At 50.1% G+C, this 20,362-nt stretch carries 18 protein-coding genes; 9 read left to right on the top strand and 9 right to left on the bottom strand.

The genetic code is table 11. From position 1 onward, the window contains the following. Positions 1–118: 118 nt before the first annotated feature. Complete coding sequence (locus ACO08I_RS03120; protein ID WP_421948455.1) at positions 119–1,978, bottom strand: hypothetical protein; 1,860 nt, start codon at positions 1,976–1,978, stop codon at positions 119–121. Between the two features lie 120 nt (positions 1,979–2,098). After that, on the bottom strand, positions 2,099–2,734 hold the full coding sequence (locus ACO08I_RS03115) for an N-acetylmuramoyl-L-alanine amidase (RefSeq protein ID WP_044227135.1): 636 nt from the start codon (positions 2,732–2,734) through the stop codon (positions 2,099–2,101). Between the two features lie 198 nt (positions 2,735–2,932). Between ACO08I_RS03115 and ACO08I_RS03110 the strand changes: the two genes are divergently transcribed. Beyond that, the gene (locus tag ACO08I_RS03110) at positions 2,933–3,439 is read left to right on the top strand and encodes an FKBP-type peptidyl-prolyl cis-trans isomerase (RefSeq protein ID WP_044227130.1); all 507 of its coding nucleotides are present in this window, start codon (positions 2,933–2,935) and stop codon (positions 3,437–3,439) included. Positions 3,440–3,517: 78 nt separating this feature from the next. Here the strand turns inward: ACO08I_RS03110 and ACO08I_RS03105 are convergent, their stop codons facing one another. Continuing rightward, the gene (locus tag ACO08I_RS03105; protein WP_421948454.1) at positions 3,518–4,411 is read right to left on the bottom strand and encodes a glycerophosphodiester phosphodiesterase family protein; all 894 of its coding nucleotides are present in this window, start codon (positions 4,409–4,411) and stop codon (positions 3,518–3,520) included. A gap of 359 nt (positions 4,412–4,770) precedes the next feature. Between ACO08I_RS03105 and ACO08I_RS03100 the strand changes: the two genes are divergently transcribed. The 3 genes from ACO08I_RS03100 to ACO08I_RS03090 all read left to right on the top strand — a co-directional run bounded on the left by ACO08I_RS03100 (position 4,771) and on the right by ACO08I_RS03090 (position 11,824). After that, positions 4,771–8,040 carry a TonB-dependent receptor domain-containing protein gene (locus ACO08I_RS03100; RefSeq protein WP_421948453.1) on the top strand — a complete coding sequence of 1,090 codons (3,270 nt, stop codon included), beginning with the start codon at positions 4,771–4,773 and terminating at the stop codon, positions 8,038–8,040. Positions 8,041–8,304: 264 nt separating this feature from the next. Continuing rightward, on the top strand, positions 8,305–10,971 hold the full coding sequence (locus tag ACO08I_RS03095; RefSeq protein ID WP_421948452.1) for a DUF5689 domain-containing protein: 2,667 nt from the start codon (positions 8,305–8,307) through the stop codon (positions 10,969–10,971). Positions 10,972–11,032: 61 nt separating this feature from the next. After that, positions 11,033–11,824, top strand: coding sequence for a patatin-like phospholipase family protein (locus tag ACO08I_RS03090; RefSeq protein ID WP_421948451.1), 792 nt, complete (start codon positions 11,033–11,035; stop codon positions 11,822–11,824). On the opposite strand, the gene ACO08I_RS03085 is transcribed toward ACO08I_RS03090, so the two are convergent. Further along, positions 11,817–12,311: a phosphoribosyltransferase family protein gene (locus ACO08I_RS03085; RefSeq protein ID WP_421948450.1), complete on the bottom strand. Its 495-nt coding sequence runs from the start codon at positions 12,309–12,311 to the stop codon at positions 11,817–11,819. The genes ACO08I_RS03090 and ACO08I_RS03085 overlap by 8 nt on opposite strands. Positions 12,312–12,410: 99 nt before the next feature. Here ACO08I_RS03085 and ACO08I_RS03080 point away from each other — a divergent pair, with 99 nt between their 5' ends. Then, positions 12,411–13,838, top strand: a complete 1,428-nt coding sequence (locus tag ACO08I_RS03080; protein WP_421948449.1) for a 4Fe-4S dicluster domain-containing protein — start codon at positions 12,411–12,413, stop codon at positions 13,836–13,838. Between the two features lie 28 nt (positions 13,839–13,866). After that, a complete protein-coding gene (locus tag ACO08I_RS03075; protein ID WP_421948448.1) occupies positions 13,867–14,658 on the top strand; it encodes a (Fe-S)-binding protein in 792 nt (263 codons plus the stop codon). Positions 14,659–14,853: 195 nt separating this feature from the next. Here the strand turns inward: ACO08I_RS03075 and ACO08I_RS03070 are convergent, their stop codons facing one another. From ACO08I_RS03070 to fbp, 4 genes are all read right to left on the bottom strand, one after another. Next, positions 14,854–15,177 carry a type II toxin-antitoxin system PemK/MazF family toxin gene (locus tag ACO08I_RS03070; protein WP_421948447.1) on the bottom strand — a complete coding sequence of 108 codons (324 nt, stop codon included), beginning with the start codon at positions 15,175–15,177 and terminating at the stop codon, positions 14,854–14,856. Next, positions 15,174–15,413: an AbrB/MazE/SpoVT family DNA-binding domain-containing protein gene (locus tag ACO08I_RS03065; protein ID WP_421948446.1), complete on the bottom strand. Its 240-nt coding sequence runs from the start codon at positions 15,411–15,413 to the stop codon at positions 15,174–15,176. The genes ACO08I_RS03070 and ACO08I_RS03065 overlap by 4 nt, the downstream gene beginning before the upstream one ends. 128 nt (positions 15,414–15,541) lie before the next feature. Beyond that, positions 15,542–15,838 (bottom strand): hypothetical protein, encoded by a 297-nt coding sequence (locus ACO08I_RS03060; RefSeq protein WP_044227114.1) that lies wholly within the window; start codon positions 15,836–15,838, stop codon positions 15,542–15,544. Positions 15,839–15,977: 139 nt separating this feature from the next. After that, complete coding sequence (gene fbp / locus ACO08I_RS03055; RefSeq protein ID WP_421948445.1) at positions 15,978–16,982, bottom strand: class 1 fructose-bisphosphatase; 1,005 nt, start codon at positions 16,980–16,982, stop codon at positions 15,978–15,980. Between the two features lie 101 nt (positions 16,983–17,083). Here fbp and ACO08I_RS03050 point away from each other — a divergent pair, with 101 nt between their 5' ends. The 3 genes from ACO08I_RS03050 (at position 17,084) to ACO08I_RS03040 (ending at position 19,376) form a co-directional block, all read left to right on the top strand. After that, positions 17,084–17,563, top strand: a complete 480-nt coding sequence (locus ACO08I_RS03050; RefSeq protein ID WP_421948444.1) for a hypothetical protein — start codon at positions 17,084–17,086, stop codon at positions 17,561–17,563. 88 nt (positions 17,564–17,651) lie between these two features. Then, the gene (locus ACO08I_RS03045) at positions 17,652–18,119 is read left to right on the top strand and encodes a sporulation protein (RefSeq protein ID WP_044151820.1); all 468 of its coding nucleotides are present in this window, start codon (positions 17,652–17,654) and stop codon (positions 18,117–18,119) included. A 9-nt stretch (positions 18,120–18,128) separates the two neighbouring features. After that, complete coding sequence (locus ACO08I_RS03040) at positions 18,129–19,376, top strand: ABC transporter permease (protein ID WP_421948443.1); 1,248 nt, start codon at positions 18,129–18,131, stop codon at positions 19,374–19,376. 80 nt (positions 19,377–19,456) lie between these two features. Here ACO08I_RS03040 and ACO08I_RS03035 read toward each other — a convergent pair whose 3' ends face one another. Further along, on the bottom strand, positions 19,457–20,080 hold the full coding sequence (locus ACO08I_RS03035; protein ID WP_421948442.1) for a DsbA family protein: 624 nt from the start codon (positions 20,078–20,080) through the stop codon (positions 19,457–19,459). Between the last annotated feature and the right edge of the window lie 282 nt (positions 20,081–20,362).

The following is a 20,362-nucleotide window of genomic DNA, read 5'->3' as shown; positions in this document are numbered from 1 at the left end:
AAGATTAGCCGTAAAAAACCAAAAAGCCAGTGAAACCGTATCCACTGGCTTTTTTTTTGAATTGAAGTCATCGAGAGAACAGGGCTTGCAAAATGGCAAAACCTACGTATAACCCTGATCAATTTCCCGGGTCCGCACTATTGTTGACATCCCCCGATTTTATGCCTATAAAGTCGAAATCCGGAATATTCCCGGTAATGTTACTGATCATGAAAACGCCGGGCAGAGGGGCTGCCATCGGATCATTGGGGCCGCTCAATGGCCAGGCGGCGGGTGCAAAACGCCAAATATCCACAGCATCATAGTCTATGTTGATACCAAGGATAGCTTTTCGAATCGCAATTTGATCCAATACGGAGATAGACTGGGAATTGTTGACATCAGCGGCAATTTCCTTGTAGGGGCTATCGAGGCTGAGCAGGCCCAGGTTATGCTGCCCGATACGGATGAGGTCGAGATTGGAAATCCCTTCCTGAATATCATCGTCCTTGAAGGCATGCAGGCCTACTACGCTGCCGGTCGGGACATCAAAAAAAGTATACAGCCCATCAGCTCCTGTGGTAACGGTATCATTGACCGGGCCTGAAAGGTAAACGGTGGTATTGGCAACCGGAACGCCATCTTCGTTTGTGATGATCCCGCCGATACTTACCATAGCGGGGGGCGAAGCATCAAGCCCGCCGAGAGTGTCGGCATTAGTCCCGGCAGGGTCCAGCCAATCCATCAGGCGGGTATCAGGGGTACTGCCTTCATCCCACGAAAGCGTGAAGCGGCCATAGAAGGCATTGGTGTCATCGCAGCCATTAAACCCACCGTGCAACTGCCCTCTGATCTTGCCAGTGCCATCAAACAAACCGCTTCCTGAAGAGCCCAGCTCAAAGGTACCCACGCTAAAATCTACATTAAAATGGTGGTTGGGCGGAGTAGCCCCTGCCTGCCAGTTGATGCTGCTGGGGTGTATCTGTGCCTGATCGTAAGCAGAAACCTTTTTGATATCTCCGCTTGGGTGGTGAAACATGATACCTGCATCCGGAGCGTCAGGCCGGCGGTCCCAGCCTGCGAAGTAAGCTTCAAAACCCGGAGGAATGGCATTATTGAGCTCGAATAAAACAAAGTCGCTCTCTCTGCGGCTGGCCCGGCGCTGACAACCCATCAGAGATTGGAAGGCGGGCTCTGTAGCTGGGTTGCCACAGTTTTCACCCTCATAATTAAAGTCGAACCGCCACATGTCATATAGGGGGGTATAACCTTCATCACAGTGGTAGGCACTGAGGATATAAGGCGTTTCATCTTCCGCGGTATTGTTGATCAGCGTGCCGCTGCAATAACCGGTGCCTTCTTCCAGTACCATCACAATCCGGCAAACGCTGCGCTGAATATCCCGGAAGCCGTCCCCGGCATCACAATTGGCATTGGGGTGACAGGCCAGGCTTGTCCCAAAACCAAAATTGAGCACGCTACGGTTCGGGCTTTCGCGGTAGCCGTAGTCTACGCGGCGGATGTGAATGCGGCCTTGCTGACGGGCATGAGCGGGCTCCCGGTAAGTAAGTTGGGCCGTGGCCCCTTTGGTGAAGCCGGAGAAAAACTGCCCGCCGGGCTGATTGTCCTGAAAAGTATAGATGGCTTTTTGCGTTTCTTCCGGGCCTGATAGCTCAAGGGTACTGCCAGGTGGCAGGTAAAAGGCATCGTAGATGAAACCAAGCCCCAAAGCACCAGGAACGTGTATAGTACAGGTCCAGGTAGCACTGCCGTCGGCATGGATGGTCCAGGTTCCGGCATTATCAAGCCCAATATCAGCAGTTAGGGGAGCGGCAACCCGGCTGTGCAGACCGTTGGACTCATCTTCGCGGATCAACCGCTCGACGTTGGGTGGCGAGAGCTGAACCGTGGCGTTGGGTAAAGAGCCGGATTGAGCATTAGTACTGAACCATTGTAACAGGCATAAGCTCAGAGTGGGGAGTAAAAGCTTAAGTTTCATAGGATTATGTTCTTTGTCTTCTTCGTTTACCGCCACGTTGTTACCACAGCGGTAAGGCTCAAAAGTACAAAGAACTTATGGGAAGACCATACGATATTTTAGGATTGCAATTGGAGTAGACTACAGGCTGTTAACATATTCGATGATAGTCCGTACCTGTGCTTCGGCAAAGCGGTCCACAATTTCGGGGTCCATGAGGAGTTGGGCATCCTGGAAATTGTCGAAAAACAGGTGCTCAATCAGTACTGCAGGCATCACCGTGCGGGTAAGAACGTAGAACCGGGCTTCCTTGTCGTAGTCGCCATCAGACCGGTCTGTGCGCATCGTAATTCGGTCGCCCAGCAGGTCGCGGACGTGCCCCCAGTGCGCATCGGCAATACGGTCAGAAGCGGTGATGCCGGGGGAGGTGTAAATTTCATATCCGCGTGCCCCAACCCCGGATGCATTGGCATGGGTAGACAGGAAAATGCCCCGCCGGTAATTGCGGAAATACCAGTTGGCCTGATCAACGCGGTACTGCAGGGGGAAGTCTACATATTCATGGTAAACAGGCAGGTAACGAATGCCCAGGATGTCGAGTTTCTGAATGACCCGGGCAACCAAAGTCCGGTTCCAAACCCCTTCATAAAACCAGGAGCCATTATGAAACTGGCCCTGCTGATGCTGAAACTGCTTACTGGGTGCTGTGGTGTATTGCCCTGAAGGTGAAACACCACCGTGCCCTGCATCGAGGAATACACAGAAATTGTCATTCATGGTTGCGTCTGTTTGGCGTAATATAAGAACTTACCGTATATGAAGGCGCGAAAATGAACACAAAGGCGTTATTACCTTAGTGGTTAAGGTAACGTTGCGGACGTTGTTTTTAGCTTATCCAGGCGCAGAGTTCGTGTTTTTTTCCTTTTTTTGCGTTTGGAAACATTGCAAATCTCGAATAACTCAAATATACAAGCTATGAAAAAGCTTTTCTTTCTGTTGCTGACCGGTACGGTACTTTTAGGTTTAGGCTGCGAGCGGCAGCAGTTTGGATTAGAGCCGGAGGAAGACCGTAAAGATGAAGATGAAATTATTATTGTTGATTACCTGCAGGCCAATAACCTCATGGAAGATGCTGTACGGCATGAGTCTGGCGTTTATTACATTATTGAAGAAGAAGGAGAGGGGGCTTCATCTCCAACTGCAAGCTCGCAGATACTGGTACGTTATAAGGGCACGTTACTGGATGGAACGGTATTTGATGAAACTGAGGAAGAGGATGCTGTTTTGTTAAACTTGTCAAGAACGATTGATGGTTGGCGCTTTGCAATCCCGCTCATCAAGAGGGGAGGGAAAATTAAGTTTTTTGTGCCCTCTAATTTAGCCTATGGTATTAATGATGGCAACAGGGGACGAGCCATCGCACCGGGCATACCCGAATACGCGGTCCTTTACTTTGAGGTAGAATTGGTTAATTTTCTCTGAGCAGATAATTTTGAAGCCATAAAGTATAGCGTTTTGAAGTATTGGGCTATCTCAGCATACTTTGTGGCTTCAAAATTATTAATCCAAAAACGCCTTATGAACGGCCAGCGGGCGGTCTGTAGCCAAAATATCAGCACCTGCTTTGTAGAGTTGGTGGTAAACGCGGTCGCCCTTTGCAGTCGCGCTTTGGTCGAGGTTGCCGATCGTTCCGATAATCACCGTGATACCAGCGTCTTTAAGCTGCCGGTAAAATGAGGCGGACCGCTCTGTGAGGCCGGTAAAAGCCATAAGATTTTTAAGGTTAAACGGTCCATCTATGTAGCGTTTGAGTTCTTCCTCATTGCGAATGCTGACGGAGATTTTGATCCGCGGGTCTTCAAGATAAGCCCTAAGTGCATCTTCATAATTATAGGTGATGACAGAGGCGTAATCAATCGCCCCCATATTCCGTACCGTTTTCACTACCATTTCTACAGGTACGCCCCGTTTCACATCAAGTGTAACTTGATATCCTCTGCCTGCCCAGTGCAGGACCTCCTCCAGGCTGGGCGGGTGGTAACGGGTAACGGTGCCATAGTCATCCTTGAGGAAAAGATGGTGTATGGCTGCCCAAGGGGTTTCCTGCGCTGGCCCGCAGCCAGTGGTGGTCCGGTTCAGGGTGTTGTCATGGAGCAGGAAAAGGACACTGTCGACGGACATATTCACATCACACTCTACTATAACCGGCGCTTGTTTAGCAACAAACTGGAACGTCTCCAAGGCATTTTCCGGGTAGCCGGCAATAAAGCGCCCACCTCTGTGCGCACTGATCAGAGGCCTGCTAACTGAACTATTTACGGAAGAAACAGCAGAGGAAGGAATACGCTGCTCGTAGACAGCAGCCAGAGCGTCGAACGAAGGGTTCGACATTTTTTGCCCCCCGAGGGCAGGTGCGAGCAGTAGTAAGCCCACACAGATTAAAAGTGTTCTCATGAGTTTGGGTTAGGTTTTTGTGCATTTGTTAGGCTAATAACGAGGCTAATAAGGTATTTGTTTCTAAATCCTATAGAAAAAAAACGAATCGTATACGTATTAGGTTTCGGGATAAAATTTGGAGTGCCTGTCTTTTCTTAGAAACGTTTTGGCATAGCCCCCCCAAACGAAAGTATAAGGTTTTGACCGGGAAGTGTGTTGTGCCGGGGCAGGAGATTTTTATACACAAAATAAAACCTTATTTACATTAACTTAACATACCGTATTTACCTTTGCGTAAATTATAGGAAATGCCCTGTAATGATTTAAATTTCAGAACTCACTATTTTTTACACTCCGAACTTTAAATTTCAACTCTTATGAGGACCAAACTCCTTAGTTTGTGTGCATTTTTGCTGCTAAGCCTGGCAGTTAATGCTCAGATCACGACTAGTAGTATCAGCGGTCGTGTCGTTGATACCGATGGCACAGAACTAGTTGGTGCTACCATCCGTGCCGTACACACGCCTTCCGGTTCAACTTACGGGACTTTTACAAACGCCTCTGGTTACTATACGATCCAGGGTATGCGTGTTGGCGGCCCGTACGAAATTGAAGTCACCTATGTTGGGTACGAAAGCCAAAAGCAGGAAGGGATTTTCCTTACGCTGGGCAACTCTTCCATCATTGACTTTGAACTGAGCGATGGCGCAGTTGCTATTGACGAGGTACTCGTCTTAGCGGATCGCGACAGCCGCTTTACTGATGGCAAAACAGGCTCTGCCGTGAACATTTCTTCAGAAAAGATCACTGCACTGCCAACCATCAGCCGTAGCATCAATGACTTTACGCGTTTGACGCCACAGTCTAACGGAACGTCTTTTGCGGGTACCAACTCCCGTTTTAACAACTACACCATAGATGGTAACATCTATAACAACAACTTTGGTCTTGGCTCTGCACAGTTTGCAGGCGGCAATCCAATTTCTCTGGATGCCATCGAAGCGGTTAGTGTAAACCTGGCACCTTACGACGTGCGTTATTCTGGCTTTACCGGTGCTTCTGTCAACGCAGTGACCAAGTCTGGTACCAACAAGTTTAGTGGTTCTGCCTACTACCTCATCCGCAACGATCAGATGCAGGGTAACAGAGTTGGCGATTTGTCGATAGACATTCCTGACTCCCGCAACGAGATTTACGGTGCTACACTGGGCGGGCCAATCATCAAGAACAAACTGTTCTTCTTTGCTGCTTACGAAAGAGAAGTGGAAACCTCTCCTCCTCCTTTCATCAAGAGTGCTGCACGGCCAGGTGAAGAGCCAGATGGTCTGGTAATCTCACGCGTGCCAATTGAGGAAGCCAACTTCGTACGTGACCAGATTCAGAGCCTCTATGGCTATGACGTTGGTGCTCCCGATGGATATGGTTTCGCTTCTGAGCAGCAGCGTATCAATGTTCGCCTTGACTATAACATCAGCGAGAATCACAAAGCGAGCTTCCGCTTCAATGATTACTCTTCTTTCAGCGATGTGCCTACCAACAACAACTCGATTCGCTTCATTCAGACCCGCTACCGGAACACTACCCGTCAGGGCGTGGAGAACATCAACTTCCGTAACAACAACTACACTAATGACCGCAATGTGCGCTCATATGTAGCGGAACTCAACTCTCTCTTCGGTAACAAAGTGTCCAATCAGTTGAACGTAGGTTACACTCAGATTGCTGACCCCCGCCGTGGTATTCCTGGTGATCAGGCCTTCCCCTTCATCGAAGTCCTGGAGCCGGATGCTTCTGGCAACCTCCTTTACTACATGAGTATGGGTAACGAGCTGTTCAGCGTGGGTAACCTGCTTGAAAATAACGTGCTCAACGTTACCAATAATACTACTTTCTTCCTCGATCGCCACACGGTTACTGCCGGTGTCAACTTCGAGTACATGACCTTCGACAATGCCTTTAACCCGGTATTCAACGGCTTCTACCGTTTTATCGGTTATCAGAACTTTGTTGATGCGGTCATCAATCAGGATCAGTCTGTATTCCCTGACGCTTTCGCAAAAAGCTACGCACTTGACGGCTCTACCACGCCTCCTACTGATGAGACCCGGTTCGGTCAGATTGGTGTATACATTCAGGACGAATATCAGGTCAATGAAAACTTCAAGCTTACTGGTGGTTTGCGCGTAGACCTGCCGTTCTACCCAATCGATCTGCCTCAGAACGAACTGCTCGCTGCAGAGAACAAAACATTCACGGACAATGATGGCGATACCTTTATGCCTGACGTAAGCGTATTCCCTGATGTCAACCCACTGTTCTCTCCACGTGTAGGTTTCAACTATGATGTGAATGGTGACCGCAGCACGGTTATCCGTGGTGGTACAGGTCTGTTCTCCGGCCGTATTCCTTTCGTATGGCTTTCCAACCAGGTTAACGGCTCCGGTGTAGTTCGGGGTGGCCTTGGCTTCGAAGGTCAGGAAGTAATCGATGAGGGTATCGTCTTTAACCCTGACGTAACCGCTTACAATCCTGAAAATCCAGGTCAGACGCTTTCCAATGAGCTGAACCTGACAGACACAGACTTCCGCCTGCCACAGGTTTGGAGATCAAACATTGGTCTTGACCAGAAACTGCCTGGTGGTATTGATCTGACGTTGGAGTTCATGTACAACCGTGACGTGCACACGCCTGTTGCTTACAACGCCGTACTGCGTGATGCTGACGAGACCTTCAACGGTCCTGATCAGCGTGGCTACTGGACAGATCAGCCAGGTTTGAGTGGTTACAGCAATGACGAAGACTTCCGCAACGTTTTCTACCTGACCAATGCAAGCGAAAAGGCAGACTACTTCGCGGCGACTGTTCAGCTTTCCAAGCAATTTGATAATGGCTTCTTTGCCATGGCTGCTTACACGCGTTCACGTGCACGTGATCTTGATGCAGCTGGTGGTTCTCAGGCTGTTTCTCTGTGGACAGCTACTGTTCAGGAAAACCGTAACAACCCGGAGCTTGGTTTCGCTGGATTCGATCAGCCTAACCGTGTAATTGGTAACCTCGGCTATCAGAAGGGAGGAACAACACTTAGCGTATTCTACGAAGGCGGCGACTTTGGCCGATTCTCCTACACCTACTCTGGTAACTTCGGTGATGCTTCTGATCGCTTGATTTACGTTCCTAATTCTGCAAGTGAGCTGAATTTTGAAGCCTTCGAACTTGACGGTGAGACCATCTCTGAGTCTCGTCAGCAGGCATTGCTTGACGCTTACATCGACCAGGATCCTTACCTGAGCGAAATTCGCGGTGAAGTAGCTGAGCGAAACGGCGCACTCTTGCCTTGGGTGAACCGCTTTGACTTGCGTATTCTTCAGGATGTGAACTTTTTTGGAAAAGAGGACATGCCTAAGCTGCAGCTTTCTTTTGACTTTATCAATATTGGAAACATGTTTAAGAGTGAGTGGGGTGTGCCTGAAGTGCCATGGCAGCGTAACCTCCTCAACTACCGCGGTGTGAACGATGCTGGCGAGCCGGTATACCGTTTGAACACAATTGGAGGTACATCTGAGTTTCCAACTGAAACTTACCGCACAACAACCAACGTTCTTGGCAACACCTGGCGCCTGCAGATAGGTGCGAAAGTGATTTTCTAAGCGTTGATGACGTTCCGTTTTTGTGCAGTTGCAACAGAAGTGCCTAAGCTACTTCTTGCTATCTGCGCTTAGTTTACGAAACACTTATGACGAAGCGTCTGCCGGCACTGCCTGGCAGGCGCTTCGTGTTTTTGGACAGCCCAAAAACCGGCGCTCATTTCCTCAGTCAAATACTTAACACAAAGATTTAGGCTGGCATTCAGCCATTTGCTTCCATTTGCCCTATTTTTGTGCTGCACTCAGTCAAAACTAAAATTCCGTTTTATGAAAAGAATGATGACACTTCTCCTGCTGATCACTGCACTTTCGTTTTGTGTGCAGGCTCAACAGAACTTTGCCGTCGATGTGCAAAGCAACTTTTACAGCCCCGAAAACCTGACCATCAGCGTAGGGGATACCGTTACCTGGACTAACCTCAACGGCTTCCATAATGTAAACGGCGACCAATCGGTCTATCCGGACAATCCGGAAAGCTTCGGTAACGGTAATGCCAGCTCCAGCGCCTGGACTTACCAATATGTATTTACTATCCCCGGGACTTACACCTATCAGTGTGACCCGCATGCGGGGCTGGGCATGGTGGGCACCGTCACCGCGGAAAACGCACCTGCTGGCAACTCTGCGCTTATTCTGACCGCAGTATACGACGGACCGCTGCCCGGTGGCCTGCCTAAAGGCATTGAGGTCTACGCCACTGCAGATATTGCCGACCTGAGTGCCTACGGTGTAGGTTCTGCCACCAACGGCGGTGGTACGGATGGGGAAGAATACACCTTCCCGGCCGTTAGCGCTTCCGAAGGGCAATACCTTTATCTCACAAGTGGGGACGGTATGGCCTTCCAGGAATTTTTTGGCTTCGCCCCGGATTTTACGGATGAAAGTGGTGCTGCCGTAAGTATCAACGGTGACGATGCGATAGAGCTTTTCTTCGAAGGCAACGTCATCGACGTCTTCGGTGAGATCAATGTGGATGGCACTGGTACTGCATGGGAATACCAGGATGGATGGGCCTACCGGGTTGATGGTACCGGGCCGGATGGCAGTACTTTTGTGCTCGGTAACTGGTCCTTTAGCGGCCCGAATGCGCTGGACGATGAGGCGACTAATGCCGGTGCGGCTGTTCCCGTACCGGTTGGCACCTACAGCCCAAGTGGCACAGCTATGATTTCCGCCAATAATGATGTCGTGACTACCGATTTTGAAACCGGGATCACCATTGATATCCTGGCCAATGACCAAACCCCCAACCCACTGACTTCCGTGGAACTGACGACCGGTGCAAATACCAATGGTACAGCTGTGCTCAATGCAGACAATCAGGTGGACTACGCTCCGGATGCCGGTTTCTGTGGCGAGGCGACTTTCGATTATGAAATTTGTGATGCGGATGGCTGTTCCTCCGCAACGGTAACCGTGAATGTGCTTTGCCCCGTGGATTATCCGGAGTACCCAATTGGTACGGTGACCACCACTGATGCAGATGGCGCAGCAGATTCTCTTGGTGTGACCTGCGCCCTTCGTGGTGTGGTGCATGGGGTAAACCTCCGTCCGGAGGGCCTGCAGTTCACTATCATTGACGAGGCTGGAGATGGCATCGGCGTATTTAGTGGCAACCAAAACTTTGGCTATACTGTCACTGAAGGTGATCAGGTGCTCGTGGAAGGTGTGGTTGATCAGTTCAATGGCCTGATACAGGTTGAAGTGGAGAACGTCACTTTTATTTCAGCTGATAATGCCCTGCAAACTCCTGATATTATCACCGCACTTGGCGAAGCAACCGAGTCTCAGCTCGTCACGATTGAAAACGTCACACTGGTTGATCCCGCTGCATGGGGAGACGGCTTCTCCGGCTTCAACGTAGACGTCACCGATGGCACCAACACCATTACTGTGCGTATTGATAACGATGTGGACCTCTTCGATTTGCCCGCTCCAACCGGCACTTTCAATGTGACGGGTATTGGCGGGCAGTTTGACAGCAGTTCACCGTTTGATGAAGGCTATCAGCTGCTGCCCCGCTATATGGCAGATATTGACCCTTATGACTCAGGCAGTGGTGGATCAGACTTCCCACCCTACAGCATAGGCACTGTGACTACTGTAGATAATGATGGCGTGGCCGATTCCCTGGGCGTTGCCTGTGAATTGCAGGGTATCGTATATGGTGTCAATCTGCGTGGCAGTGGCCTGCAATTCACCCTCATAGATGCAACCGGCGAAGGCATTGGCGTCTTCAGTGCCAGCGAGGACTTTGGCTATACGGTCACCGAGGGCGATGAGTTGGTGGTCCGGGGTATGATTGAGCAGTTTAATGGCTTAACGCAAATTGCATTGGAAGAGCTGGAGGTGGTGAGCACAGGTAATAACTTACTTGATCCGAACAATGTATCTGCACTTGATGAAACAACAGAATCCAGTCTGATTACCCTATTGGGCGTAACCTTAGCAGACCCTGCTGCATGGGATGACTCTGGCGCTTCCTTTAATGTGGAAGTAACCGATGGAACAAATACCTTCACGGTACGGATAGATAATAACACGACTTTGGCGGGAACCACCTCCCCAAGTGACGCATTGCTTTCGATTACCGGCATCGGTGGTCAGTTTGACTCCGACAGCCCGTTTGATGAGGGTTATCAGATCATTCCCCGCTACCTGGAGGACGTGCAGTTCATCGATAATACGGTGGATCAGCAACTCGGGCAGCAGGTGAAGGTCTTCCCGAACCCTGCAAAAGGTACGGTAGTGGTAGAAACCACAGTAGATGTTGAACAGGTTACCCTCTTCAATGCTTTGGGGCAGCCTGTGCAGCAACTGCGCAACCTTTATGGTACGCATACGCTCAGCCTCGGCCAACTGCCAGCGGGCCTCTACAACGTTGTTTTCCGCAATGGGCAGCATATCTGGACAGAGCCGCTGATGGTTAAATAAAGATCAAAAACAACCTGCAAGGCGGGCCCTGGCAACAGGCCCGCCTTGTTAATCTTCCAACATGGAAAAACCATATCAACTGGGAATCGCCCTTTCCGGAGGAGGCGCACGCGGTATTGCGCATATCGGTGTGCTTCAGGCTTTAGAAGACTATGGCATCAAACCGGATGTGCTATCCGGTACCAGTGCCGGAGCTATCGTGGCCGCGCTGTACGCATCCGGCAAATCGCCGGTTGAAATACTGGCACTGGTCAAGCAGGCCAGCTTGTTCAAGTTTTTTAAAGTGGGGCTGCCCTATGCAGGTCTTACCAAGCATACCTACCTGCAAGAGCGCCTAAAGGAAACCATTGCCGAGGATAGCTTTGAGGCGCTCAAACTGCCTTGCTATATTGCCATTGCCAATCTGAATACCGGTGCGTGTGAAATCCGGAACAGTGGGCCGCTTTTCGATGTGGTTGCTGCTTCCTCTGCCATCCCGCTCATTTTTCAGCCAGTGGAAATTGATGGGCAGCATTATGTAGACGGAGGGCTGCTTGAAAATATGCCGGTGGCAGCTATCCGCGAACAGGCCGGTTTTGTGATCGGGGTGAATGTTATGCCAACGCTGATTGCTGAGAATAACGAAGTAAAAAATGTATTCGGTATCGCCCAGCGTTGCTTCGATTTATCCATTTTAGCCAATACCCAACATAGTATTGATTTATGCGACCTGCTCATCGAACCCGAGGGCATTCGGAAGTACACCATTTTACACCTGAACAGATACCAGGAAATTCATGATATCGGCTACGCAGCAATGAAAGCGAAAATGCCTGAACTACAGGCTGCGTTATCTGCTAAAAGCACTAGTTGAGAAATACCGATTGCTCGTTCACATCACGGATTCGAACATCTATGTCTTCCATAAGCGTGGTGGCAAGGGAAAGGCCCACATAGTCCACCCGTATCGGGAACGTCTTGTGCGTCCGGTCTATCAGGACGGCGACCTCCACCTTTTTGGGGAGTACGGTCATGAGTGGCTGCGTAGCGTAAAAAATGGTGCGCCCGGTATTGGCCACATCATCCACAATAATGATGGTTTTACCCTCTAGTTCTGAGGCGGGCATTTCCAGGTTGATACCCTCTTTAAGCGGAGCGGCAGGATTGAGCCGGATGCGCGTGAGCGTGATGTGCTGATCGGTAATGTCGAGCAATGCCTGCATCAACATCTGCGCGAACTCCATACCATTATTATTGATGCCCGCCAGAATGAGTTCCGGTTCTTCGTAATTGTCTTCCAGTATTTCTATGGCCAGCCGCTTGATTTTCTGTTGAATCTGACTGTGGTTGAGTATCTTCATTGTGGTCGGCATTTTATTGCGCTATGCGTCCCTCAAAATTAGTGAAATACGCCGCAATCTGCCCGACTGCGTCTCACTTTTTAGTAAAGAACCGGAAATATGGCTTATATTTCCGCAGGGATACCTTATTTTAGCGAAAATTCGCTGAGCAAAGATAATAAGTATATGGTACAACAGATTGCCTTCATTCTGATAAGCGCAGTAGCCATAGGTGTTGCTGTAAAGGCTTTTGGTAAAGTCCGGCGCAATATCCTGCTGGGGCAGGACGAAGCGGTAACCGGTGATACAGGAGAGCGCTGGCGCAATGTACTGCTGGTGGCGTTCGGGCAGCGGAAGATGTTCAAGCGCTGGATTCCGGCGGTTCTGCACTTCATTATTTACGCCGCATTTGTCATCACTCAGGTTGAGCTGATCGAAATCTTCATTGACGGGATCATTGGTGAGCACCGCTTTTTCGCGGACAAATTGGGCGGCTTCTACACCTTTGTCATCAGCTTTATTGAAGTACTGTCCCTGCTGACCTTCTTCGCCACCTTTATCTTCTTGGCCCGCCGCAACCTGCTGAAGCTGCCCCGCTTTAAAAAGCCCGAAATGAAGGGCTGGCCGAGCCTGGATGGTAACCTCATCCTTATCTTTGAGATCATCCTGCTCATTGGCATTTTTACCATGAATGGCACGGATGTGGTGCTGCAGCAAATGGACCCGGAGCACTTCAAAGACACTGGTACGCTGGCCGTAAGCAGCTGGCTCGGCCCGGCCTTGTTCGGCGGCATGAGCGAAGGCACGCTGATCATCCTGGAAAGGGTGGGGTGGTGGCTTCACTTTGCGATGGTGCTGACCTTCCTCAACTACCTGCCATACTCCAAGCACCTGCACATTCTGCTGGCTTTCCCCAATACCTACTACGCCCGGCTCAAGCCCCGCGGCGAGATGGACAATATGGACGAAATCACCAAAGAGGTCCGCAGTATGATGGACCCGGAGGCTGCTTTTGATGAAGCGGACATGAGCGAAGAGCTGCCCGAGTTTGGTGCAAGTGATGTATTTGGATTGAGCTGGAAAAACGTCATGGATGCCTACAGCTGTACGGAATGTGGCCGCTGCACGGCGGTTTGCCCGGCCAACATCACCGGCAAAAAACTGTCTCCACGTAAGGTGATGATGGACATCCGCGACCGGGCTGAGGAAATTGGCCGCAACCTGGATTCGGGTTCCGAAGAATTTGCCAAAGACAAGAGTCAGCCGCTCAGCAAAGATAACTACGACGACGGCAAGACGCTGTTCGACTATACCACACCGGAAGAACTGCACGCTTGTACGACCTGCAATGCCTGTGTGGAGGCCTGCCCGGTCCTTATCAATCCGCTCGAGCCCATTCTGAAGATGAGGCGCTACGAAATCCTGACCCTCTCGCAGGGCCCGCAGGATTGGCTGCCGATGTTCAACAGCTTGGAAAACAGTGGTTCTGCCTGGGCTATCCCCGACGACCGCGACAAGTGGGCGAAGGAAGCTATGAAAGAAGGGTAATTCAGCAAGAAAGAAAAGCAAATAAGATATGAGTAATCTCCGTATACCAACGATGGCAGAAATAGCCGCAGAAGGCCGGGAGCCGGAAATTTTGTTTTGGGTAGGCTGTGCCGGCAGTTTTGACAGCCGGGCGCAGAAAGTCACCGTGGCCTTTTGCAAAATCCTCAATGCCGTTGGCGTTGATTTCGCCATTCTGGGCAACGAAGAAAGCTGCACCGGTGACCCCGCCCGCCGTGCCGGCAATGAGTTCCTTTTTCAGATGCAGGCGTTGCAGAATATTGAGGTGCTCAATATGTACAACGTAAAGAAAATGGTGACGGCCTGCCCCCACTGTTTCAATACCATCAAGAACGAGTACCCGGCTTTGGGCGGCAACTACGAGGTGGTACACCACACGCAATTGCTACAGGAGCTCATCAACGAGGGCCGCATCAAAATGAAAGAGGGCGGTGAGTTCAAAGGCAAGCGCATCACCTACCACGACTCCTGCTATATGGGTCGCGTGAACGGCGTGTACGAAGCCCCGCGCGAAGTGCTGCAAACCCTCGATGCCGACCTGGTGGAAATGAAGCGCTGCAAGTCCAACGGCCTATGCTGTGGGGCCGGCGGTGCCCAAATGTGGAAGGAAGACGAGCCCGGCAATAAGCGCATCAACATCGAGCGTGCCGAGGAAGCCCTGGAAACCGGCGCTAAAGTCGTAGCCGCCAACTGCCCCTTCTGCCTGACAATGATGGGCGATGGCATCAAAGCCAAAGACAAGCAGGAAGAGGTGATGGTCTATGATTTGGCGGAGTTGATTTTGAATAATATGGAGGGGTAGTGGGGTAGGCCGGGTAGTGGTCACTTTTGATTAGTATTCGCATCCGCTAAAGCCGAAATGCTAAGTTGTTCCGCATCTATATCACTCATTTCTGAAAACACCGGAGGTTGAGCTCTAACGGTCTTTGTGTGCAAGGTTTGGGCGTTTAAGCAACGGGAGTGAGCACATACACTTTGTTCTGCAAAGGCGTCTTTTTTAATCAACAAATGTTTCTTTAATCACCTTTTTTACTTCTGAAATTTCAGCATCCGTCAAATTTCCGACCTTTTTATACACTCGTCTTTTATCTATTGTCCTGATCTGTTCAATGACCACCCAATTTTTCTTCCCTTTCACTTTTATTTCAATCCTTGTTGGATAATTTTTAGATTTTGAAGTAATCGGAGCAATGATTATGGTCCTTAAATAATCGTTTATTTCATTCGGTGAAACGACTACGCAAGGTCTTGTTTTTTTTATCTCACTACCAATTGTGGGATCTAAATTCACTATGACTATTTCATATTGCGATATTTTCATAGCTCCCAGTTTTCATCTTCAAAAACATCATCAATCAATAATTCATCGTCTCCTCTCTCTGCCATTTTTTTGAAGGCTTCGTCCCATCCCTCCCGGGGCTTTTTGACAGGTTTCAAAATCAAAAACCCTTCTTTGAAAATCAACTCAACCTTATCCGTGATATCATATCTCTCTAAGATAGTTTTTGCAAGTCTAATCCCTTTGGAATTTCCGATTTGAATGATTGAAATCTCCATATACTACGATTTAAATGTAAGTACTTTGTATTTACAAAGTTGTCTTCTTTTTTACTCGAATCCAAGTTTCATTCCCTTTTTTTACCTGTGTGGAACGGCTATCCACGCTCTACTTCATAGGGGCAACATTAATCAGCAATGTCTGCTAACAACTCGTCAATATCTCCTTCAATACCAATTTGATCTGCCAACTGTTTGAAGGCCGCATAATTCAAAGGCTCGTATGGCTGTTCCTGATCAATATCTGCTAAAGTAACTTGAGTGCGTATTGAACGTACAGCAGATTCAAGTTCATTCTGTTTTTTGAAGTTCTGATCTGACGCCTTATTTATTGCATTCTCGACTTTATCCAGTGTCTGTTTGTCCTCGATAGCCATGATGTACTCAATCAACCGGTACTTTTTGTCTCTTAGATCTATAGTCATGAGGCATTTTTTTTAGCTTAAATACTTTAATCTGTACGATAACAAATTCATGAAAGGATAGAGTTCCATTCGCTAAACAGCACAGTGAACTGAGGCACGAATATTTCCCCTAAAATAAGAAAAATCATCTAACACAACCTCACTTTAAAAAACGCATCGCCTCCTCCACCATCCGCTCCGAGCCAATGATTAGCGGCACGCGCTGATGCATATCCACCGGAGCAATCTCCATGATACGCTGACCGTTACCGTAGGCGAGCCCGCCGGCCTGTTCTGCAATAAATGCGAGCGGATTGCATTCGTACAGCAGCCGAAGCTTGCCTTCCGGATATACACCGGGCGTGGCAGGGTAGAGGTAGATGCCGCCCTTGATCAGGCTGCGGTGGAAGTCGGCCACCAGGGAGCCAATGTAGCGGGCGGTATAGCCTTCGCGCTTGCAGTGGTTGAGGTAGTGCTGCACCGCTTCCCCGTATTTGAAATAATGGCTTTCGTTGATAGAGTAGATATTGCCTTCGGCCGGGAAGCGCATTTTCGGATGAGACAGGTAGAATTCACCCAGAGAGGGATCGTAGGTGAAACCGTTGACCCCATATCCGGTGGTGTACACCAGCATCGTGCTCGAACCGAACAGGACGTAGCCTCCGGCAATCTGCTCTGCACCCTTTTGCAGGGCATCTTTAGCCACCTCTGGAGGAGTGCCGATCTCTGTCTTCCTTCGGTAAATACCAAAGACGGTCCCAATTGGGACATTCACCTCGATGTTGGAAGAACCATCCAACGGGTCCATCGCGATGACGTATTTGGCATCATCCTTTCCGGTTAGTACCAACTCTTCCTTTTCCTCAGAAACGATGCAACAGACCTGACCGCCCATCTTCAGCGCCCGCACAAAGCGGATGTGCCCGACGATATCCAGCATTTTCTGGTCCTCACCCTGCACATTTTCCGAGCCTGCCATGCCGGTAATGTCGCCCAGGCCGGCCCGGTTGATTTCCCGGCCCAGGATTTTTGCTGCAAGGCCGATATCCCGAAGCAGCCTGGACAGCTCACCGGTAGCGTAGGGGAACTGATCCTGATTGAGGTCAATCCAGCGGTCAAGGGTGGTGCCAACCGGAGCGCTGAGCGCTTTGATTTTTTCGTTCATGGTTTTTTCTCAAGGTACGAAAATGAACCAACTGCCCCACCTCAGTTGTATACCTAATTATTGACGCACATTAATTATGTTTGAGGTAAAATTGAAGCAAAATGACACTTCCCGATACCCTTTCCAATACCACCCGCCTTTGGGTATACCAGGCCAATAAGCCATTTCCGGCGGACGCGGTGCCGGAAATCAGATCAAACCTGCAAGCCTTTGCCCGCCAATGGGTGAGCCACAACCGTCAGCTGAAAGCGGACGCCGATGTGCTGCACGACCGGTTTGTGATCCTTATGGTGGATGAAAGCCAGGCTGATGCCAGTGGCTGCTCCATTGATTCCTCCGTACACTTTCTGAAGAAGCTACAGGCGGAATACGGGGTGGATTTATTCGACCGCATGTACTTCAGTTATCAGGATGGCGATGGCGTACATACCGTCAGCCGGGAGGAGTTTGCCCGCCGGTATGCCGAAGGGCAAATCAATGACCAAACCCTGGTTTTTGATACCCTTGTTGAATCCAAGGCGGCTTTCGATGCAGGCTGGCTAAAGCCGCTTAGTGAAAGCTGGCACGCGCGATTGGTATAATTTCCACCTGCCTTGATAGAAAAAGCATGGCGCTTTGACTGGGGTAGCCTACCTTGGCTGATGCGAAACAACAGATTTGCAATACACCATGATCGGACGAGTCAAAAAATGGTTGGGTATTGAAGGCGTCAAACTGGAGCTGGTCCTTCCTGAAACAATGGAAGGGACCGACCGTGTGCTTCAAGGGCGTGTTCGGCTGCAATCCTTAAACCCACAGGTTGTCCGCCGCATTCGTATCATCCTCATTGAGCGGTACAGCCGCGGGCGGGGCAAGGAAAAGCTGGTGGATGAATACGAGTTGGGTCAGGTACAGCTGGACCACCGGCTGGAAGTCCTGCCCGGTGAGGTGCGCGAATTGCCGTTTGAGCTGCCCTTCGAACTCGTCCGCTCCGGTATCGATGATTTTGGCAAGCGCAATTTGTTGTTCAGCGGTTTAGCGAAAGCCGCCAAAGCCATTAATGCGGTGGGTTCTGAGTTCCGCGTGGAAGCCGAAGCAGAGGTGGAAGGCGTTGCGCTGAACCCCTTTGACAAAAAAGCCATCGCCATAAAAGGATAAGCCACTACCATGATTGTACTGCGCATCATCTACGAAGCCATTGCCCAAGCCTGGCAACAGCTCTATTCCAACCGCCTGCGGAGCCTCCTCTCCCTGCTGGGCATTTCCATCGGCATCTTTTGCATTATCGGTGTACTGTCGGCAGTGGATTCGCTGGAAGACAACATCCGGGGCAGCCTCGACAAACTGGGCAGCGATGTAGTGTACGTGAAGAAGTGGCCCTGGGCGGATGTCAGCGGTGCCTGGTGGCATTACATCAAGCGCCCCAACCCTGACCACGCTGATTACGAGGTGATCAACGAAAAAGCGAAAACCGTTGACCTGGCTTCCTTCCATGTGGTGATTGGTTTCAAAAGCGTACGCTTTAAGTCCAATACGGTTGAAAATGCCGTCCTGATTGGTTCCTCTCTGGAGTTTGTAGAGATGTTCCAAATTGATTTCGAAAAAGGGCGTTACTTTTCTCCGGCCGAATACCATTACGGCAGCAACAAAATGGTCATAGGGGCTGTAGTGGCCGAGGAGCTCTTTGGCGAGATTGACCCCATTGGGCGGACCATCAAAATGATGGGGCGTAAGTATGAAGTCATCGGTGTGATTGAAAAATCAGGAGATGCCCTGCTGAATCCACTCGACTTTGATGACTGCCTGCTCGTTTCCTACAACAATGCCCGTGGGCTGGCCAACCTGAAAGCCCGGCAGATTTTCGACACTTCCGTAAATGCCAAAGCAGCAGAAGGCGTCAGCATGCAGCAAATGAAAGACGAAATCAGAGGCATTCTCAGAGCCCACCACCGCCTGCCACCCCGTGCGGATGATGACTTTGCGCTCAACGAGTTGTCCATGATTTCCAGTGTCTTCGATAGCTTCTTCGGCATTCTCAACCTGGTGGGCATTGTGATTGGGCTGTTTGCTATGCTTGTGGGCATCGTCAGTGTAGCCAATATCATGTTCGTTTCCGTCAAGGAGCGCACCAACCTGATAGGCGTAAAAAAAGCACTGGGCGCCAAACGCATCGTCATCTTGCTGGAATTCCTGATCGAGTCCGTGGTCCTTTGCTTTATCGGCGGGCTGGCGGGGCTCGGGCTGATTTACGCCATCATCACGATGCTCTCCAATATTATCGACTTTGACATGTACCTGTCCTTTGGGAATATGGTGCTGGGCGTGGTGGTCTCCGTGCTGGTCGGTGTAGCCTCCGGGCTGATCCCTGCCATACAGGCCTCCCGCATGGACCCGGTGGAGGCGATGCGGCAGTAAGGCTTTCTGACAAGAGCAGTTTCCCCTTTGCCGCATCTTATGCCCGTTCGGGCATGCCTGCTAGTCGTGCCTTGTACCACTTATTCCATCGCTTGCTGATAGGCTGCTTCCAACCTGGGAAGCGGCATATAGCCCCGGGCGAGTACAGTGGTTTGCCCGTTGTGCTGAAGCAGGACCGTAGGGAAGCCCGTAACCCCGAAACCAGAAGCACGCTGAAATTCTTCCCGGGCGCGCTGCAGGTTTTCATTTTGTTTCATCTCCGCAACAAATGAGCTGGGCTCCAGCCCAAATTCAGCAGCCAACTCCCCGTAAGCTTCATAATCAACCGGTTCGATTCCATCATAATAAATGGCTTTTTGAAGGCGGGCTGCAAAGGCAACGGCCTGACCGGGCTGATGCTGCTTGAAGACCGTAAGCGCTATCGCAGGCGGAATGGATGTGAAAACAGCAGACCCTTCCTCTAGGATATCTTCCAGAAAGCTTTGGCCAAAAGTTACGCCGGTGGCGCGTTCCACATCTTTGTATGCCTTACTGATGTAACCGGCCACCTCGCCGATAGGGCCAATCCGGCTACCGGTTATCATTCCTCCGGAGAGGACTTCAAAATCCAGCTCCTCCTCATGGTTTTGATGGAATTCAGTAATGACCGGAGAAAAGCCGTAGCACCATCCGCAGAGGGCATCGTACACATAGATCAGTTTCATGTTGTCCTGAGTTGTTTGTTGGCCCTGAGCACAACTACTAATGAGCAAGACCATTGCAAAAACAAAAAATCGCATATAGTTTTGGAAATAATAAGTGCGCAGAGCGTGTTTGGGTTGTGCCTGTAGCAACTAACAATTTTGTTAGAATGCCAATCCGAAGATTAGATTCGCTTTGAGACAGGTGGTCATCGAAAAACCCCACTCACGTACAAGGTAAATGAGTGGGGTTTAGTTTAGAAGGGCCTGTATTGCGGGTCGGAAGCAATAAGCCTGAAATCTCTG

Source organism: Phaeodactylibacter xiamenensis (assembly GCF_965229835.1).
Lineage (GTDB): Bacteria > Bacteroidota > Bacteroidia > Chitinophagales > Saprospiraceae > Phaeodactylibacter > Phaeodactylibacter xiamenensis.
Note: the sequence above shows the minus strand (reverse complement) of the source record. Positions and strands in the feature narration are given on the sequence as shown.